This window comes from Mucilaginibacter inviolabilis, assembly GCF_011089895.1.
GTDB classification, from domain to species: Bacteria; Bacteroidota; Bacteroidia; order Sphingobacteriales; family Sphingobacteriaceae; genus Mucilaginibacter; species Mucilaginibacter inviolabilis.
In genome coordinates this window covers 550,417-569,304 of sequence record NZ_JAANAT010000003.1, presented here as the reverse complement: position 1 = coordinate 569,304, position 18,888 = coordinate 550,417, and the positions used below count along the sequence as shown (strand labels likewise).

Annotated in this window: 17 protein-coding genes; 8 read left to right on the top strand and 9 right to left on the bottom strand. The window is 41.1% G+C overall.

Translation table 11 applies throughout. The features are described 5' to 3' along the window. Positions 1–156: 156 nt before the first annotated feature. Positions 157–570 carry a hypothetical protein gene (locus G7092_RS22450; RefSeq protein ID WP_166092781.1) on the top strand — a complete coding sequence of 138 codons (414 nt, stop codon included), beginning with the start codon at positions 157–159 and terminating at the stop codon, positions 568–570. A 186-nt stretch (positions 571–756) separates the two neighbouring features. Next, the gene (locus tag G7092_RS22445) at positions 757–1,314 is read left to right on the top strand and encodes a GNAT family N-acetyltransferase (protein ID WP_166092780.1); all 558 of its coding nucleotides are present in this window, start codon (positions 757–759) and stop codon (positions 1,312–1,314) included. A 200-nt stretch (positions 1,315–1,514) separates the two neighbouring features. Here the strand turns inward: G7092_RS22445 and G7092_RS22440 are convergent, their stop codons facing one another. Continuing rightward, a complete protein-coding gene (locus G7092_RS22440) occupies positions 1,515–2,249 on the bottom strand; it encodes a pyridoxine 5'-phosphate synthase (protein WP_166092779.1) in 735 nt (244 codons plus the stop codon). 70 nt (positions 2,250–2,319) lie between these two features. Between G7092_RS22440 and G7092_RS22435 the strand changes: the two genes are divergently transcribed. Both G7092_RS22435 and G7092_RS22430 read left to right on the top strand, forming a co-directional pair. Further along, the gene (locus G7092_RS22435; RefSeq protein ID WP_166092778.1) at positions 2,320–2,841 is read left to right on the top strand and encodes a hypothetical protein; all 522 of its coding nucleotides are present in this window, start codon (positions 2,320–2,322) and stop codon (positions 2,839–2,841) included. Next, positions 2,822–3,820 carry a polysaccharide deacetylase family protein gene (locus tag G7092_RS22430; RefSeq protein ID WP_166092777.1) on the top strand — a complete coding sequence of 333 codons (999 nt, stop codon included), beginning with the start codon at positions 2,822–2,824 and terminating at the stop codon, positions 3,818–3,820. The genes G7092_RS22435 and G7092_RS22430 overlap by 20 nt, the downstream gene beginning before the upstream one ends. Positions 3,821–3,827: 7 nt before the next feature. Here the strand turns inward: G7092_RS22430 and G7092_RS22425 are convergent, their stop codons facing one another. Next, positions 3,828–4,826, bottom strand: a complete 999-nt coding sequence (locus tag G7092_RS22425; protein WP_166092775.1) for a serine hydrolase domain-containing protein — start codon at positions 4,824–4,826, stop codon at positions 3,828–3,830. Positions 4,827–5,017: 191 nt separating this feature from the next. Here G7092_RS22425 and G7092_RS22420 point away from each other — a divergent pair, with 191 nt between their 5' ends. Genes G7092_RS22420 through G7092_RS22410 form a run of 3 tightly spaced genes read left to right on the top strand, consistent with a single transcriptional unit; the run spans position 5,018 to position 6,435 of the window. Then, complete coding sequence (locus G7092_RS22420) at positions 5,018–5,605, top strand: TetR/AcrR family transcriptional regulator (RefSeq protein WP_166092772.1); 588 nt, start codon at positions 5,018–5,020, stop codon at positions 5,603–5,605. A gap of 50 nt (positions 5,606–5,655) precedes the next feature. Further along, positions 5,656–6,117, top strand: a complete 462-nt coding sequence (locus tag G7092_RS22415) for a hypothetical protein (RefSeq protein ID WP_166092769.1) — start codon at positions 5,656–5,658, stop codon at positions 6,115–6,117. Positions 6,118–6,126: 9 nt separating this feature from the next. Next, positions 6,127–6,435, top strand: coding sequence for a DUF3817 domain-containing protein (locus tag G7092_RS22410; protein WP_166092767.1), 309 nt, complete (start codon positions 6,127–6,129; stop codon positions 6,433–6,435). A 78-nt stretch (positions 6,436–6,513) separates the two neighbouring features. On the opposite strand, the gene ahcY is transcribed toward G7092_RS22410, so the two are convergent. From ahcY to G7092_RS22395, 3 genes are all read right to left on the bottom strand, one after another. Next, entirely contained in the window at positions 6,514–7,830 is a 1,317-nt protein-coding gene (ahcY, locus tag G7092_RS22405; protein ID WP_166092764.1) for an adenosylhomocysteinase, read from the bottom strand. 189 nt (positions 7,831–8,019) lie between these two features. Next, positions 8,020–8,400: a bactofilin family protein gene (locus G7092_RS22400; protein ID WP_166092762.1), complete on the bottom strand. Its 381-nt coding sequence runs from the start codon at positions 8,398–8,400 to the stop codon at positions 8,020–8,022. A gap of 91 nt (positions 8,401–8,491) precedes the next feature. Then, complete coding sequence (locus tag G7092_RS22395) at positions 8,492–9,364, bottom strand: M23 family metallopeptidase (protein ID WP_166092760.1); 873 nt, start codon at positions 9,362–9,364, stop codon at positions 8,492–8,494. Between the two features lie 204 nt (positions 9,365–9,568). Here G7092_RS22395 and G7092_RS22390 point away from each other — a divergent pair, with 204 nt between their 5' ends. Further along, positions 9,569–9,979: a BrxA/BrxB family bacilliredoxin gene (locus G7092_RS22390; protein WP_166092758.1), complete on the top strand. Its 411-nt coding sequence runs from the start codon at positions 9,569–9,571 to the stop codon at positions 9,977–9,979. Positions 9,980–10,044: 65 nt separating this feature from the next. Here G7092_RS22390 and G7092_RS22385 read toward each other — a convergent pair whose 3' ends face one another. From G7092_RS22385 to G7092_RS22370, 4 genes are all read right to left on the bottom strand, one after another. Further along, on the bottom strand, positions 10,045–11,583 hold the full coding sequence (locus tag G7092_RS22385) for an alpha/beta hydrolase-fold protein (RefSeq protein WP_166092756.1): 1,539 nt from the start codon (positions 11,581–11,583) through the stop codon (positions 10,045–10,047). A gap of 5 nt (positions 11,584–11,588) precedes the next feature. Beyond that, positions 11,589–13,973 carry an ABC transporter permease gene (locus G7092_RS22380; protein WP_166092753.1) on the bottom strand — a complete coding sequence of 795 codons (2,385 nt, stop codon included), beginning with the start codon at positions 13,971–13,973 and terminating at the stop codon, positions 11,589–11,591. 66 nt (positions 13,974–14,039) lie between these two features. Beyond that, complete coding sequence (locus G7092_RS22375) at positions 14,040–16,415, bottom strand: ABC transporter permease (RefSeq protein WP_166092751.1); 2,376 nt, start codon at positions 16,413–16,415, stop codon at positions 14,040–14,042. A 66-nt stretch (positions 16,416–16,481) separates the two neighbouring features. Further along, complete coding sequence (locus G7092_RS22370; RefSeq protein ID WP_166092748.1) at positions 16,482–18,854, bottom strand: ABC transporter permease; 2,373 nt, start codon at positions 18,852–18,854, stop codon at positions 16,482–16,484. Positions 18,855–18,888 lie beyond the last annotated feature (34 nt).

Here is an 18,888-nt window from a genome sequence, read left to right as displayed (position 1 = left end):
TCAGGAGACCCTAAGGGGACGAAATATTCTATTATCTTTATACAAAGTTTGCCAATAATGATTTTTCCTTTCTCTGTTATCTTTAATAGATCGTTAAAAACAGTAATAACACCTGACAACAAAGGGCAGATATTACAATATATTAGAGAAAGCATATTGAAGGACAAAGCAGATCACGTTATTGTTAAAGACCTGTCTGTTAGTTACAAAGGCTCAACATCTAATTGGAGAGGCTCGTTGTTTGGTGGTATTGATAATGGTGTTTTCAATCTGGTTCATGAAAACAACTGTTGGTTCCTTAACTATCAAATAAATATGCGTCAGTTATTTATCGGCACATCAGCAATATCAATTATTTTGGGCGTTTTTATGTTAGTAAATGGCGGCCCATGGTGGGTAGGTATAGTGGCATTTTTATGGCTATGCGGTGTCAATTGGATTATAAGCGCTATCAGACATGGAACTGTAGCTACTGATATAGCCATAGGAATTGATGAATTGATATGCGGTAAAACGGAATTACCACCTGAACAGGATAAAATGACGGGCGAGCTTAAAAGCTGGTTTTAAGCAAGAATATCCATTAATATACTTTTTGTCCACTCAAAGTCTATCGCAGATGGCCCTAAGGGGATAACAAAAGTTGAAGCTTACTTCATTATTCAACATTCGATATTCCGTGTTCGATATTCCATCCAAACTAATATTAAGAATTCGACCTATCTTTAGATAGAAATTGAATACCTACAGCAAAACATGATAGAAATAAAAACACTAAAAGAATTTAGTTTGGCTGATCAACATTCTTTTGGCTTTAGCGGGTATCATGCTCATGAAATATATCAGCTCAGCAGAACTCAAGGTAAAAATGAGTTTACTATTAAATTAACCAGGGTAAAACTGGAACAGCCTTATATTAAACGCTGGACTTACACCCGGGAGGATACCGATCATTACGCCGAATTAATTGCCGAGAACCTTTCCCTGGGTGCTTTTGAAAAAGACCGGCTGATTGGGGTTGCCATTGCCCAAAAACGCGCATGGAATAATTCGCTGTGGGTAGATTACATTGAGGTTGCTGACAGCCATAGAAAAATGGGCATTGGGACATTGCTTTTAACCAAAATTGCATTTACAGCTACAGAACAAAATATCCGGCTTATAGAACTGGAAACGCAAAGCACCAACACACTTGCAATTGACTTTTATCTTAAAAATGGATTTGAAATTTGTGGCATCCACTCATGCCTGTATGATCCCGCATCTGTGCCCGAGCAAGAAAAAGCGATATTATTGGGTAAGCTGATGACATAATTTCGGATTTTGTGTTTTTCAAAGGATGTCATGCTGAGCTTCGTCGAAGCATGGCGGGCAGGCCTCTGCGCTCCACCCTTCGACAGAGCTCAGGGTGACAGCCATCAGTCGGTAATATCGAATAATGAATGTTGAATATCGAATGTCGAAACTTACTTCATTATTCAACATTCGATATTCTGTGTTCAATATTCAAAAGCTCAAAGATCCGTCTCGGCCGGAACCAGTTGCCGCAGGTATTGCTGGATGGTATTTTCCAGACCATAATAAAGCGCGTCGCTGATAAGTGCGTGGCCTATGCTTACTTCCTGTAAACCGGGAACATGCTCGGCAAAATATCGGAGGTTATGCAGATCAAGATCATGCCCGCCGTTGATACCCAAGCCTGCAGCCTGCGCGGCTTCGGCAGCTTCAATATATGGTGCTATCGCCAGTTCGCGGCCCTGGTGGTAGTGCGTGGCATAGCCTTCGGTATATAACTCAATCCGGTCGGTACCGGTCTTGGCGGCACCTTCTACCATTTTGGCTATCGGATCAACAAATATAGATACGCGAATACCGGCTTCTTTAAAAACCGCTATCATGTCTTTTAAATAATGATAATTGGTGATGGTATCCCAGCCATGGTTGGAAGTGATTTGTCCCAGTACATCAGGTACCAGGGTCACCTGCTCGGGCTTATTGGCCAATACCAGGTCGATAAATTTTTGTTCCTGACAATTGCCCTCGATATTAAACTCGGTAGTTACGATCTTTTTCAGTTCAAAAACATCACTATAGCGGATATGCCTTTCATCCGGGCGCGGATGTACGGTGATGCCCTGGGCGCCAAAACGTTCACAATCTTTGGCAACCTGTATCAGGTCGGGGTTATTACCGCCGCGCGAATTGCGCAGGGTAGCTATTTTATTGATATTGACAGATAAGCGGGTCATGGTTCAAAGTTAATACATCATTTATACAATACTAAACCTAATCTTATTTACTAAGTTTTATCTTTAAGTTATGAAACTTAAACCCATTATCACAGAAGTTATTATTCTAATTGCTATTTATTTGGCAACACGATTGTTTGTACCTTTTCTGGCCGGATCATGGGAAGGAAATGCCTCTCTTGATATTAATCTTCATGACACCTATTTCGTTATTGACTGGTCGGTTATCATTATTCCGGTATTTTTAATGCTTACCACCATCATTTATTTGGTTAAGGAAAGCTTTTATTGTTATAAAAGAAGGCTACAAAATCTGATACTGATAATAGCCAATTTTTTGTTCCTTCTAATTATATATCCCCTTTCTGCATTACTGAATATGATACCCAAACCGGACTGGACAATTTATCCACCACTATCGGCTTTACCCAATGGAGTTATCTCTACCGCCGATAAGGGTGAGAACATCCTTTACTTTATTAAACAAATAACCCCGGCCCTGATTATTATTTTTATGCTGATATTGGTAATAACCGCTATACTTACAGGCAAAAACTGGAATTTAAATAAGAATGAACAAAGCCCTGCTTAAATACCTGCTCGCTATATTGATCTTGAGCAGCTTACAATATAAAGCCGCCGCGCAAGCCAATTACCGTAAAATAGAAAATTATAAGGTTTTTTATGGCTGGGCGCATCATGCCCCGCAGGATTGGATGATACTGCGCCAGTTTGAAAACGAAGGCAAAAGCTATTACCTGCTGGTAAACCCGCAAACACTGGTCACCAAAATTGATGAGCCCAGCTTTTACCAGGTAAAACCCATGACCATTACCCAAGCGCGCGACTTTTTCAAAAGCACACCTTACCAGAAAGCGCTGCGCAAAGCCGAAAAACAATCCGTAGCCCTGCAAGACGCAGGCATTGAAAGCGGCATCCCTAAAGAAACGGGCATCAGTTTAACAGCCGATCTTTGTCCTTCGCACCGCCCGCTCGACAGGCGCATATTTACCGACATTTTTACGGAGTTTCAGAAGGTGGAACGCCCGGCGCCCATTGCCCTCTCGGTTACCGGTGTATGGATGCGTCAGCACCCACAGGACCTGGAATGGCTCAAACAGATGCAGGCCAAACGCGAGATCTATATCACCTGGATTAACCACTCCTTTAATCACAGGGTAAGCCTCAAAGCGCCGCTTAAAGAAAACTTTTTATTGGAGCCGGGTACCGATATGAACTACGAGATACTGGAAACCGAAAAAGCCATGCTCAAAAACGGCTTGCTACCGTCGGTATTTTTCAGGTTTCCGGGTTTGGTATCCGATCAGCAACTGGTATATAAACTAACCGACTATGGTTTGATACCGATTGGTACCGATGCCTGGCTGGCCAAAGGGCAGCAACCACAAGCCGGCAGCATTGTACTCATCCACGGCAATGGCAACGAACCCACCGGCGTAAATGATTTTATCAAACTGCTGCAATCCGAAGCCGGTTCCATTGCTAAAAAGCAATGGCTGCTGTATGATTTAAGGGAAAGCGTGGAGGAGGAGTTCGAGGGGAGTAATTAAACCCGAACTACTCGCCTTTCAACTGCTTCATCAATTCAGGAAAAAGCCTCCCTGTGATTAAAGCCGCCTCTTTAATAGCCGTTACATCAGCTACGCTGGAATTGGTCATGATGACGGCTTTTAAGGATGGTATCACGAACATAAACTGCCCGCCCCAGCCCAGGGCATAAACTATTTTTGTTCCCTGGTAATCGGCATGGTACCAGCATAGGCCGTATAATGAATCATCCAGTCCCCAGGGTGTTTGATAGGTAACTTCGGGGTTGATGATGGTCGCTATCCATTTGGATGGAACAATTTGCCGGTTATGGTATTTCCCTTTATTTAGTACCAGGTTACCCAGTTTCAACATATCAACGGAGCGCAGGCGGATGCTTAAAAGTCCGCAGCCATCATAATAACCGTCCTTCATCTTTTTCCAATCGCAACTGGTAATTCCCAATGGATCGAACAGGAATTTTTTGGCGAATGCGCGGGTATCCATCCCCGTACTTTTGGTAATGATGACGGATAACAAATGCGTAGCCGCGTTATTATACCGGAACACTTTCCCGGGCTCCGACACCAGTGGTGCTTTGATCACATAACCCGATGGATCAGGGAGGGTTAACAAGGCGCCCACATTAACACCTTCATGGTAAAAACCTGAGGCCTGGTTCATCACCTGGCGGATAGTAATATCTTGTTTCCGTTTATCGGTATCGATTTTTAGTTCGGGGAAAAAGTCGGCAACCTTTTCATCTACCGATCTGATGTAACCTTTATCAATAGCTATACCGATAAGCAATGCCATAACGCTTTTAGTAAGCGACTGGTCATTAAACAAAGTAGTGCTATCCTGTCCGTTAAAATACTGCTGATGGATGATCTTATTGTTCTTCGAAATAACCAGTGAATAAATGAGTGAATTGTTTTTGATATACCCGGCAGTATCAATCCGTATCTGGGCAAAGCTGTTTAGATTACCTATAAAAGCCAGGGAAAGGAGGATCGCTATTCTTTTCATAGATTAAAGATAAACAGGGATTCCTGAAAGTAACATTGCATTTTGACCAATGGGATAAGGGTTTTGACAACTGGCGTTTATATAGATTTTACACTGGCTAAAGTCATTTAAATGTCCTGAATAAAAATCTCCTTTGCAATTCACATACTACTTAGTATGTTTGTCGTAGAACATACTAAGTAGTATCTTTTATGACTAAAGCAGAAGCAACCCGCTCTGGTATACTCCAAAGAGCATTTAACCTGATATATCAAAAAGGCTACCAGGCGACCAGTATTGATGATATACTTGTTGATAGCCCGGTAACTAAGGGTGCTTTTTTCTACCATTTCAAAAACAAGGAAGAAATGGGCCTGGCTATGATACAAGAAGTTATGTATCCCGGAATGTACGAGACCATGGTAACACCGCTTACTAATTCAGCTAACCCGGTTGAAGAGCTTTATTTAATGATGCATAATTTGTTATTAAAATCACCTTTTTTTCAAGTACAGTATGGTTGCCCGGCGGTAAATCTTATTGAAGAAATGGCTCCCTTAAATACTGCTTTTAAACAGGCCCTATCAAAACTCATATTACAATGGCAAAAAGCGATGGTAACCAATGTTAATAATGGCAAGAACGCGGGCCGTATAAAACCAGATACCGATGCCGAACAGGTGGCTTGTTTCATAACCGCGGGTTACAGCGGAGTACGGAATATAGGTAAGCTTTTAGGTGCTGCCTGTTATCATACCTACCTACGAGAGTTAAAAAAATACCTGGACCAACTACAGTAAAATTTTTTATCACAAAACATACCATATAGTATGTTTTAATTTATCCGTATATGAATACACTTCTTTTTTTCCATTCTTGCTTCCGCTGGCTTGTTTTAGGCAGTTTATTATATGCCATTTACAGATCGTACCGCGGATATTTTAAACTAAGTCCATTTACCAAAATAGACGATCTGGTAAGACACTGGACAGCTACCATCGCTCACATTCAACTTTTGTTAGGTATTATTTTGTATACGCAAAGCGATACAGTTAAAGCCCTGTTCAGAGGTCCGGGCAATAGCGGGCATATTACAGAACCGGTTTTCTTTGGCATCATTCACATCAGCTTGATGTTAACCGCCATTATTGTGGTTACTATTGGCTCGGCTAAAGCAAAACGACTCATTTTTGCTCATGAAAAATTCAGGGTAATGCTCATTAGTTTCAGCATAGCCCTGCTCCTTATTCTCATGGCTATTCCCTGGCCCTTTTCACCACTTGCACACCGTCCGTATTTAAGATCATTTTAAACTCCATACATGAAAAACTTAATCCAATCAAACACCGGTCGCTTACGTATCATTGCTTTTCTGGAAGGCATATCCTTACTTGTCCTCGTTTTTATAGCTGTACCACTGAAGTATTTCGGGCATGATCCGCATATGGTGAAGGCTATGGGGCCTATACATGGCGCTTTATTTTTGCTTTTTGTATTTAACACGCTGAGTGTCGGTGTTGAACAGCAATGGAAGTTTAAAACAACTACCTGGAAAGTACTTATTGCCTGTATTATCCCATTCGGAACATTTTATATTGACAGCAGGATTTTGCGGAAACTGGGAGATTAAAAAAGTAAAGTCAATAAAAAAGGCATGATCCTAAAACCATGCCTTTTGACTTTTTATTTTTGAATTTTATCTTTTGACTTAGTACCTGTAGTATTCCGGTTTAAACGGACCTTCAACAGTCACGCCGATATATTCGGCCTGATCCTGATCAAGTACTTCCAGCTCTACGCCAATTTTGGCTAAGTGTAAGCGGGCAACTTTTTCGTCAAGGTGCTTTGGCAGTGTGTATACTTTGTTTTCGTAAGCAGCACCATTTGTCCAAAGCTCTAATTGAGCTAAAGTTTGGTTGGTGAACGAGTTACTCATTACAAAGCTTGGATGACCGGTTGCACAACCCAGGTTCACTAACCTGCCTTCGGCTAATACAATCACGTCTTTACCATCAATGGTATATTTATCAACCTGTGGTTTAATTTCAACTTTGGTATTACCATAAGCGCCATTTAACCAGGCCATATCGATCTCGTTATCAAAGTGACCGATGTTACAAACGATGGCTTTATCTTTCAAAGCACGGAAATGTTGCTCACGAACGATGTTTTTGTTACCGGTAGCCGTAACTACAATGTCAGCTTCGGCAATGGCAGTGCCTAATTTTTTCACTTCGAAACCTTCCATAGCGGCCTGTAGGGCGCAGATAGGGTCAATTTCGGTTACAATAACACGTACACCAGAGTTACGTAAGCTATCGGCAGAGCCTTTACCAACGTCGCCATAGCCGCAAACAACAGCTACTTTACCAGCCATCATTACATCGGTAGCACGACGGATAGCATCAACCAATGATTCGCGGCAACCGTATTTATTATCAAATTTTGATTTGGTAACCGAATCATTTACGTTGATAGCAGGCATTGGCAGGGTACCATTTTTCATGCGCTCATATAAACGGTGAACACCGGTAGTGGTTTCTTCAGATAAACCTTTAATATCGCCAATCAGCTCAGGATATTTATCCAGCACCATGTTGGTTAAGTCGCCGCCATCGTCCAATATCATGTTCAACGGTTTGCGGTCTTCACCAAAATATAAAGTTTGCTCAATACACCAGTCAAACTCTTCGGCATTCATACCTTTCCAGGCATAAACAGAGATACCGGCAGCAGCAATAGCAGCAGCAGCATGATCCTGGGTAGAGAAGATGTTACATGACGACCAGGTAACTTCGGCACCAAGGGCAATTAAAGTTTCAATTAAAACAGCGGTTTGGATGGTCATGTGCAAGCAACCTGCAATACGCGCACCTTTTAAAGGTTGCGACGGGCCGTATTCTTTACGCAGAGCCATCAGACCAGGCATTTCGGCCTCGGCCAGCTCAATTTCTTTACGGCCCCACTCGGCCAATGAAAAGTCTTTTACTTTGTATTTAACGAATGCAGTTTCTACTGATGACATAACATTTCAATTTTTATGAGACACAAAAATAAGTCATAAAAACATCAAAATGAAATGAAGCACCCAGCGTAAGGAATTAGTTGCCATATGGCAATTCTACGGAGGAGGTTATACGTGCAACGTTTTATGCTATACGTTTTGAGTTAAACATAATAACATAAAACGTATCACGATCTAACGTAAAACCTATTACGCTCCCAAAAGCTTTTTATCTCCTTGTTGCATAGTGAGCTTGCCGTTGTACACACCACCGGTTTCAACCAGCAGGGTTTGTGTACTTATTTCGCCGGTAATTTTGCCGGTGGCTTTTATTTCGAGCGACTCGGTTTGGATATCCCCTTTAACAGTTCCGTAAACAACAATTTCTTTGGTGTGGATGTTGCCGGTAATCAATCCTTTTTCGCCCAATATCAGCCCTTCGTCAATGGTTACGTTCCCATTTACCTGGCCGTCAATCCGGGCAAAGGCAGGGGCTTTAAGGTTACCATCTAAAACGCCGCCATCACCAATCAGCGTGGAGATAGCCTGAAGATCAAGCGCAACTTTATCTTTTTTTCCGAAAATAGCCATTGAAATGTTGTATGAATTGGTGAGTAGTGAGTGGTGAATAGAGAGTAGTTAAGAAAACCATTCACTACTCTCTATTCACCACTCATCAATTTTATTTATTGAGCGTTAAAAAATTAACCGGATTGATAGGCTTGCCATTTTTACGTACTTCATAATGTAAGTGTGCCCCGGTAGAATGACCAGTTGAACCTACCAAACCTATCTCGTCTCCAACATTTACTTCCTGACCTACTCTTACTTTTATTTTCGACAGGTGACCATACACGGTTTCCAGGTTATTGATATGCGCTATGCGGATGCAATTGCCATAACCACCACTCCAGCCTGCAAAAACCACTTTACCGCTGGCGGTACATTTTACTTCATCGCCCTTGCGGCCCTTAAAATCGATACCCGGATGAAATTCGGCACGACCATCATCAAAGGGGTCGCTTCGGTAACCAAAAAATGAAGTAAAGGAACTTATACGCGGGTATCCCATGGGTGTAAACGCAATGGTTCCCATTAAACGGCTCAGGTAGTCGTTATACAAGGAGTATACTTCTTTATCGGTTAGTTTTTTACCCTCTGCGTTATCATCACCGCCAATACCTTTGTTGGAGAAGCCTTTTAATCCCCGGCGTTTTAAATAATTGTTAATGGTTTTTAACTTTCCCTCAATAGCCTGGATATATGATTGGGCACTGCCTTCTTTAGTCTGGGCTGATGCTACCGGAATGGCGCCCTTCAATTTTACTATCTGGGCCAGCAGTTGCTGTTTTTCTTGTTCCTGCCTAAAATTTTCTGCTCTTAAATAGATCACTAAACCTACCAATACCACCACAACAGACAGGGTGCTATACACATAGTGACGTATTCTATTAAGATGTTTGGTTTTTATTTGTACCGATTGGGTATGCTGATGGTTCTTGCTAATGATAACAACCGTACTAATTTCAGAAGGTTTTTTGTTCATCCAATTCATTACTTAGGGGTACGCAATATACTTATTACTATTTATAAATCAACCCCGGTTTTCAAGAAAACTATAACTAATAAGCAATTAATAGCCTGGGTTTGGGTGTGGGGCCATCGTCAGCAAAGTGTTATTATTGTGTTTTTTACATACAAGCTGCCAATCATTTATTATTTTTGTTTGAAGTAAATTTTAGTGTAAACAAAAAACATTATGTATCCGGAATATTTAGTTGCCCCAATGCGGGAAGATTTGACAAGAGTTGGCTTTGAGGAGCTTAAGGATGCCGATGCTGTAAAGCATGCTATTGAAAGCGAAGGCACTGTATTTGTAATGGTAAATTCGGTTTGTGGCTGTGCCGCAGCTAACGCACGCCCTGCTGCCAGAATTGCCGCCGCTAACGAAAAACATCCCGATAAACTGGTAACCGTTTTTGCAGGTATGGAAAAAGAAGCTGTTGATGCTGCCCGTAACTATATGCTGCCATATCCACCATCATCACCAGCTATGGCTTTGTTTAAAGATGGCAAACTGGTACATATCATCGAGCGCCATCAAATTGAAGGTCGCCCGGCACAAATGATTGCCGACAACCTGATTGGCGCGTTTGAAGAATATTGCTAATTAAGCAGAAGGCTTAAAGCAAAAAGCTGAAAGGAGTTTAATTATCCTTTCAGCTTTTTTTATTTCTACTGATGATGGTATTGCAACTCAAAAGGTATCGGGACTATCTTTTTAATATCAGAAATACCCGGTGTGAGGTATAGTAGTTGCAAGTCATAGTCCCCGTCTTTCTGAAAGTACTCCACCCTGATGGGATAAAAGCCCTTTTGTAAGGGTAGTATATATGATTTGGCACTATTATTATCGTGCAAGCCATCATGATCAATCAATAACCTGTTGTTGATATATAGTTTTGAACCATCATCAGAAGCCAGCCCAAAAAGATAATAGCCCTCTTCTTTTATTTGTATCCAACCATCAATAAGCAGTGCAAAATTATTTTTGCTGGGGAGTTTACTAAATCTAAAGGCTGTATCCGTAAGCCCTGTTTTAACAGGTTTTAATTTACTAAAATCGGGCACTTTATCCCATTTACCTTCATAATAAGTATAATTAAAGCCTCCGGGTATTATGTTTTTTACCTTTGAAAGCGCGGGCAAATAGTTCCCTTCTTTAAATTCACCAACGCTGGAGATATCATACATCCCATTGTTCGAAAATCGTTTCGCGATCAGTTTTCCTGGTGCGGATAAAGTAAACTCTTTTTTTATTGCCGCAGACGCCAGGGTGGGTTCCGTTCCGTCGGTAGTATATCTTACTTTTGATGAATCGCCGAAAAACCACATTTTAATCGGCTTGTTCTTTAGGAGAATCCCGTTGGTTGGATGAATGGTAGGACCTTTGGTACCATACCCTGAATAAATAAATTTCAAACCGTCATAAGTAGTTTTTAGCCGCACCGAACCATGTGTCTCATCAGGGTACATTGAAACTCTCCAGTCTAAACCAGCGGGTGCCATTTTTTTCAGAATAGCCTCCATGGTATCAATCTTCATGCCTTTACCATCGTTGCCGGCTCGTCCCCCTATAAATAAAGAGGCTTTTACATCAGCTAAAGCAGGTAGTTTATTGCCAGCTATTTTGGGTAAGTACTGTTTATCCCACCAAAAGCTAGGGTCGACTGCGATGTATGAATTAAAAGCTTTGGGCTCATTTAATAGTGCATACATTACAAATAAGCCACCAAATGAATGCCCCCATAATATATTATTGCCGTTAGATGGGTATGTTTTATCTATGTAGGGAATCAATTCCTTTTTTAAAAAACCCAGGAATTGATCTGCCCCGCCTGATGTACTATTTTCATTGACGTGTGTAGGCGTAAGATCTTTATTCCTGTCGATATTTAAAACACTCACAACTATGGTTGTGGGCATATACGCTTCGCCCTGTAAAAGGCGCTCCAGATCCATTACCAGCCCGGCATTCCAGTTACCCCCATCAAGTACATACAACACATCATATTTATCGGTACTCCCAGGTTTATAACCTGGTGGAGTAAAAACCTGTATTAGCCGCTTTTGCTTTAATATATCGGAGTTTACAGAATCGAGCTTGCCATGATACACCTTCGTGATAACGGTGTCCTGTGCTTTGGCAGAGTTAACCAGGCTGCTGATTACTATTATTGGCAGCATTAAAAAAAGGTAAAATTTGCTTTTCATCTGAGTTATTGATCTGTTTTTAAACTTTTTACAGGATTTACTATCGCAGCCTTGATAGTTTGAAAACTTACAGCGAATAAGGCAATCAGCAATGCTGTCGCACCTGAGCACATAAATAACCACCATGATATTTGGATACGATAAGCAAACTCCTGTAACCAATTGTGCATGGCCCACCAAGCCAGTGGCGAAGCAATAATAAACGCCAATAAAACAAGCTTTACAAATTCTTTGGATAATAAGGCGGCGATACTCATGACAGAGGCCCCTAAAACTTTCCGTACCCCGATTTCCTTTTTACGCTGCGCTGCGCTAAAGGCCGAAAGACCAATTAACCCCAAACAAGATATTAATATGGCCAATGCCGAAAAACAAATGAATAACCGGCCAAAACGTAATTGAGCCACAAACTGTTTGTTGTAAGCTTCATCAGCAAAAAAGTAAACAAAAGGAAGGCCCGGGGCTATTTTTTTCCACTGCGCTTCAACCAGATTAATGGTTTGTTGTATATGATCAGAATTAACATCTAAAGTAAGGCAAGTAAAAAAGCCACTTGCCGGCCTTATAAACAAAGGTTTTATCACTTCTTGTGAAGAATGGACATGAAAGTTTTTTACCACACCAACAACTGTACCTTCCCCGGAAAACTGTCTAAATCGCTTACCAATTGCTTCATCCGCATTTTTATAGCCCAGCATTTCCACCATGGCTTCGTTAATTAGTAAAGCGTTGTCTCGCTCAGTATCATATTGCGCTGCAAAACTACGTCCGGCAACAACCCTTATGCCATACTGCTTTAAAAAGTCATTGTCGGTATAATAAGAATCCGCCGTTATTTCCTGTTGCACGTTGTGACTATCATCTAAAAACACGCTATAGCTATTATTGGGGGTACCCGGTATGCTTGATGATAAACAAGCCCCCTTTATTCCGGTTATATTTAAAAGCTGTTGTTTTACAGCAGTAGCATGCTCGTTAATGCGCCTGTCAAACTGATAATCAATTACTAGTTTATGCTCTTTTTTAAATCCTAACGTTTGATTTTGCATAAAATCAAGCTGGGTGTAAACTACCAAAGTGGCAACAATAAGTACAATTGAAATGGTAAACTGCGCAACCACTAATGATTTACGAAACAGCAAACTATTAGTTCCCGGCATAAGCTGTTTCTTAAGACTATTCACAGGCTTAAATCCAGATAAAAACAAAGCGGGATAAATGCCGGATAATAAACCAACCATTACAGCTATCAGCAACAAATAACTAATATAACTTAAATGCTCAAATACATCCGCACTTATAATTGTGCCTGAAAGCTGGTTAAACAGAGGTAATAAAAAGACCGCTAATAGCAATGCAATAAAAAAGGCAATTAAACAAAGAAAAACTGCATCCATAAAAAACTGTAATACCAATTGTTTTTTTGATGCACCAAGCACTTTGCGTACACCTACTTCCCTGGCTCTTTTTAGGGAGAAAGCTGTAGTAAGATTGATAAAATTAAAACAAGCGATAAAAAGCACAAATGCTGCTACGATCGAAAAAACATATATGTTATTGATACTGCCGCTTTCTGAACTACCAGTACGGTGCCCCCTCGGATAACCGTACAGATATACTTTTTTTAATGGTTCAATTGATAACTTATATTTTATATGGCTTTGATCCATATTGGCCTTTACAAAAGCAGGCAGTTTAGCACTTAATTTCGCGGCATCAGCACCTGGCTGTAAAAGTAAATAAGTATAAAAGCCAAAACGCTTCCAATTATGATCCCAATCAGCATTAACCAGCGACGATATAGAAAAAAGCATATCAACCCTAAGGTGTGAATTGTAAGGTATATCTTTCATTATGCCTGTTACCGCTGCATTTTGCTGCCCGTTTATTACTAATATTTTACCAATTGGATCTGCATTGCCAAAATATTTTTTTGCAGCCGACTCTGATAATACCACATTATAAGGTGCATCAAACAAATGCCGTAAATCACCACGTAATAGGGGCCATGTAAAAATGGAAAATACGGAAGCATCGGCATACGCCACCTCTTCTTTAATGGCATTATTGGGATTACTTTGGATGATCATATCATCCATAAATATCCGTGTAACGGCTTTTACTTCGGGATAGGCGGTCGCCATAGCCGGCCCCATGGGTGCCGATGCGCTTTCATAATTAATACCCACAGGGGTCTTAACATCCGTTACCAGACGATAAATATGATCGGCCTGTTTATTATAACTATCCCGGCTAAGCTCAAATTGCACATATAGCAAAGCAAAAAAACAAACACAAATACCTGTTGCAAGACCTACAATATTAATAATACTGAATGCCATATTAGCCAACAGATACCTTACTGTAGTTTTGAAATAATTTTTTAACATAATTCCTTAAAATTCTAAGGCTTAAATATTAATCTTCAAGTTTGAAACTTCAAATCCTAAATCTTCCTATTCGCTTCGTAAACTCTTTATCGGGTTGATCAATGCTGCCTTAACCGACTGGAAGCTTACGGTAATCAGAGCAATGAAGATGATGATCACTCCCGATAGGGCAAACATCCACCATTGCACCGGTGTGCGGTAAGCAAAATCCTGCAGCCATTTGCCTGTGGCGTACCACGCAATTGGTGATGCAATAAACAGAGCAATAATTACCAATACCAAAAACTCTGATGACAACAAAGCAAACAATGAACCTATACTGGCACCCAGCACTTTGCGGATCCCGATCTCTTTAACCCGCTGTTCCGCTGTAAACATAGCCAGGCCTAACAAGCCCAAACAAGAAATAAACACGGCCAGGAAAGCAAAGCCATTGGACAGTTTACCAACAATTTGCTCATTTTGATAGAGCTTCTGATATTCCTGATCTGAAAAATTATAAGTGAACGGAAATGAGGGGTTCAGCTGGTGGCATATTTTTTCCATAGTGGCTAGTGCCTCGCGGGTTTTACCGGGCTCGGTTCTTACCAGGATACTTCCGTATGTTTCATGTTCCCTCAATCTCAGTATCAGTGGCCTTATTTCATCATGCATAGAGTTAAAATGAAAATCTTTGATCAGTCCCACTATCTTTCCTCGTTTTCCCCAAAAGGTGAGGGGCTGACCGATGGGATCTTTATAACCAATTCTTTTCAGGGCCGCCTCGTTCAATATATAACCAACTGAATCTGTTGGATATTCCTTTGAAAAATCGCGACCTGAAAGCACTTTCAGTTTCATGGTCTTCACAAAATCATACCCCACAGAAGCCTGGGTGAACTGAATATTAACCGTAGTATCTTTACCCGTCCAATTTACTCCGCCTGTACCATTTTGGATGTTAGTGGGTTCGGTACTGATGCGGGTTACCGACTGTATTCCGGGCATTCGCAGAGCTTCTTCTTTAAATAGATTATATTTAGGCAGCAGATCCCCTTCGAGCGGTATATAGATCATGTTTTCACGATCATAACCCAGGTTTTTCGATTGGATATAATTCATCTGGCGGGATATAACAATAGTTCCGGAGATAAGTATAACCGATAGCACAAACTGAAATATAACAAGTCCTTTCCGGAACAACGTAGTGCCTGCATCCAGTTTCAACGCCCCTTTTAAAACCTTTACCGGATTAAATGATGATAAGAACAGTGCCGGATAACTGCCTGATACCAGCCCGGTTATTAAGGTGATTAATCCCAGCCTAATCCAGAATGAGGCTTGGTTAAACGGCAGTTCTATTTGCTTTTGCGTAACCTGATTAAATACGGGAAGTAATACAACCAACAACAATAGTGATATACCCACCGAGATAGTGGTGATCAATAACGATTCGCTGATAAACTGCTGTATCAAAACCCAACGCTCGGCACCAACCACTTTACGCACACCAATTTCCTTAGCCCGCTTAACAGAACGGGCTGTAGTTAAATTCATAAAGTTGATACAGGCTATCAGGAGTATAAAAATAGCTACGATGCTAAAAATGCGTACATATTCAATACGTCCCCCCACAAATTTATCGCCCTCAAACCTGCCATGCAGATAACCTTCATCATAACGCTGAATACCCAGGTCAATAATAAAGGTTGACGTTTTACGATTGGTGCCGTTATAGGGGTCTAAGAAATGAGCTATCTTTTTTTCGAATGCCACAGGATTAACATTAGGCTTTAACATAATGAAGGTGGCGGGCCCCTGGTTACCCCATTCCCTGGCCCAATTGTTCTCATCCAGAAAGGCATACCAGTTAATCAGGTAATCAAATTTTTGTGATGAGTTTTTAGGCAGGTCTTCAAATACGGCGGTAACCGTAAAGTTTTTGCTGTTTTCGTAACGAATGGTTTTACCTATTGCAGCCTGAGGGCTTCCAAAAAACGCGACGGCCATTTTATGGGAAATGGCCAGACTCGCCGGTGTATTCAAAGCGCTTTTGGCATCGCCCTGTAAAAGCTTATAGCTGAATACGGAAAAATAATCCGCACTACCAGCAGAACCACTTTGTTTCAATATCTTATCGCCAACCTGGAAAGTGTTTGTTTGATCGAACCCGGCGCTGGTAGCGTACTCCACTTCGGGCAGCACTTTTTTCATCTGTTCGGCAGTTGGCCCGGGATTATTATAGGAACCATGCATAGTATGGTCATAATTCTGGTGCTCATATATTGAGTACAGACGGGAGCTATTTTTAAAAAAACTATCTACGCTCAATTCATTTTGTACCCATAGCAAAATAAGCAGACTGCATACCAAACCTACCGATAAACCGGCCACGTTAATAAAAGTGTGCGCCTTATTTCTGACAACGTTTCGCCACGCAATCTTTAAATAGTTTTTGATCATGATTCTTTAAAATTCTAAAATCTAAATACTAAACCCGAATTCGAACATCTTAACTCCGAAATCATCTTACTCGCTTCTTAAACTTTTTATAGGATTAACCAGGGCCGCCTTAATGGCCTGGAAACTAACCGTTAGCATGGCTACTATAATAATAATACCACCTGCCATACCAAACATCCACCATTGCATGGTTGTACGATAAGCAAACCCCTGCAGCCATTTACTCATACTATACCACGATACGGGTAAAGCAATCATTAAAGCAATAACAACCAGCACCAAAAACTCTAATGATAATAAAGCGAGCAATGAACCTACGCTGGCACCCAGTACTTTGCGGATACCGATTTCCTTTATCCGTTGCTCGGCTGTAAACATAGCCAAACCTAACAATCCCAGGCATGATATAAATATGGCCAGAAACGCAAAGGCGTTTGACAGCATCGTTACAATCTGTTCATTTTGATATAATTTCTGATACTCCTGATCCGAAAAATTATAGGTAAACGGAAATTCAGGATTAATTTGTTTACACAAGCTTTCCAGGCCGGCCAGTGCCTCGCGGGTTTTTCCAGGCTGCGTTTTTACTAATACATTACCATATTTTTCATCCTCACGAAGCCTGATTACCAGTGGTTTGATCGCCTCGTGCATAGAAGCGAAATGAAAATCTTTGATCACGCCAACAATAGTTCCTTTTTTACCCCAGAAAGTAAGCGATTTGCCAATAGGATCGGCATATTTTACTCTTTTTAAAGCGGCCTCGTTAATCAGATATCCTATAGAGTCGGTTGCAAAGGCTTTTGAAAAATCGCGCCCGGCTTCCATCTTCAATTTCATAGTTTTTACAAAATCATATCCAACAGATACCTGCGTAAACTGAACAACTACATTGGGATCTTTACCCTCCCATTGAACATCACCTGTCCAGTTTTGAATATTGGTGGGGGTGTTGCTGATACGGGTAACCGATTGTATGCCAGGCATGCGTAAAACTTCATCCTTAAAGGTGCTGTATTTACTTATCAGTTCGCCGCTCATGGGGATATATATCAGGTTCTCCCTATCGTAGCCCAGATTTTTTGATTGGATATAGGCCATCTGCCTGGAAACAATAATAGTTGCGGTTATAAGTATAACGGATAGTGCGAATTGAAATATTACCAGACCTTTACGGAACATGGTAGTACCAGAATCTAATTTCAAAGCTCCTTTAAGTACCTTAACCGGATTAAATGACGATAGGAACAAAGCCGGATAACTACCCGATACTAATCCGGTAATTAAAGTGATACCAGCCAGCTTTAACCAAAACAAGGGCTGGCCGAATGGTAACTCTATTTCTTTATGCGTGATCTGATTAAACATCGGCAGCAACAGTACCAGCAGTATCAAGGAAACCGCTACCGCCAGCGCAGTTACCAGCATCGATTCGCCAATAAATTGTTTGATCAAAACAGAACGTACTGCACCAACAACCTTGCGTACACCGATTTCGCGGGCACGCTTAACCGACCGGGCCGTGGTGAGGTTCATGAAGTTGATACAGGCTATCAGTAAAATAAAAATGGCTACAATAGTAAATAAACGTACATATTCAATACGACCGCCTTCAATTTTTCCGTTTTCAAAATTGCCATGCAGATATCCGTCGCCAAAGCGTTGCAGGCCTAATTCTTCGGTAAAAGTTCCTTTTTTCTGTCCCTTATATAAATTATCTAAAAAGTGAGTGATCTTTTTCTCAACCGCATCCGGATCAGCATCCGCGCGCAGCATAATAATTGTAGAGGGACCATTATTACCCCAGTCTTTGGCCCATTGGTTCTCATCTATATAGTTATACCAGTTCATGAGGAAATCATATTTTTGCGAGGCTGTATTAGGCAAATCTTCATATACCGCGGTAACTGTAAAGTTTTTACGGTTATCATAGCGGATGGTTTTACCCATAGCAGCGGCCGGACTGCCAAAAAAGGCAACAGCCATTTTACGGGATATAGCCATGCTTACCGGCGAGTTTAAGGCCGTTTGCACATCACCCTGCAGTAACGGGATGCTGAACATTTTAAAACAATCGGCACCGGCATCGGTACCATTCATTTTTAATATTTTGTCGCCTACCTGGAAAGTATTTTCATCGCCATAGGAGATACCTGTGCTGGCTTCAATTTCCGGGATCTGCTTTTTTAGCTCTTCGGGTAGCAAACCGGGTGTACCGTACTGACCCAGAATTTTATTATCAACATACTGGCGTTCATAAACCGAGTATAACCGCTTGCCATTGGTATGGTATTGATCAATGCTCAACTCATTTTGCACCCACAGTAAAATGAGCAAACTGCAAGCCAGCCCAACCGATAAACCTGCTATATTAATAAAACTATGCGCTTTATTTTTGATCAGGTTACGCCATGCTATTTTTAAATAATTCTTTAACATACTATACGTTTTTAGCTCAAGGCATAAAGCCTAA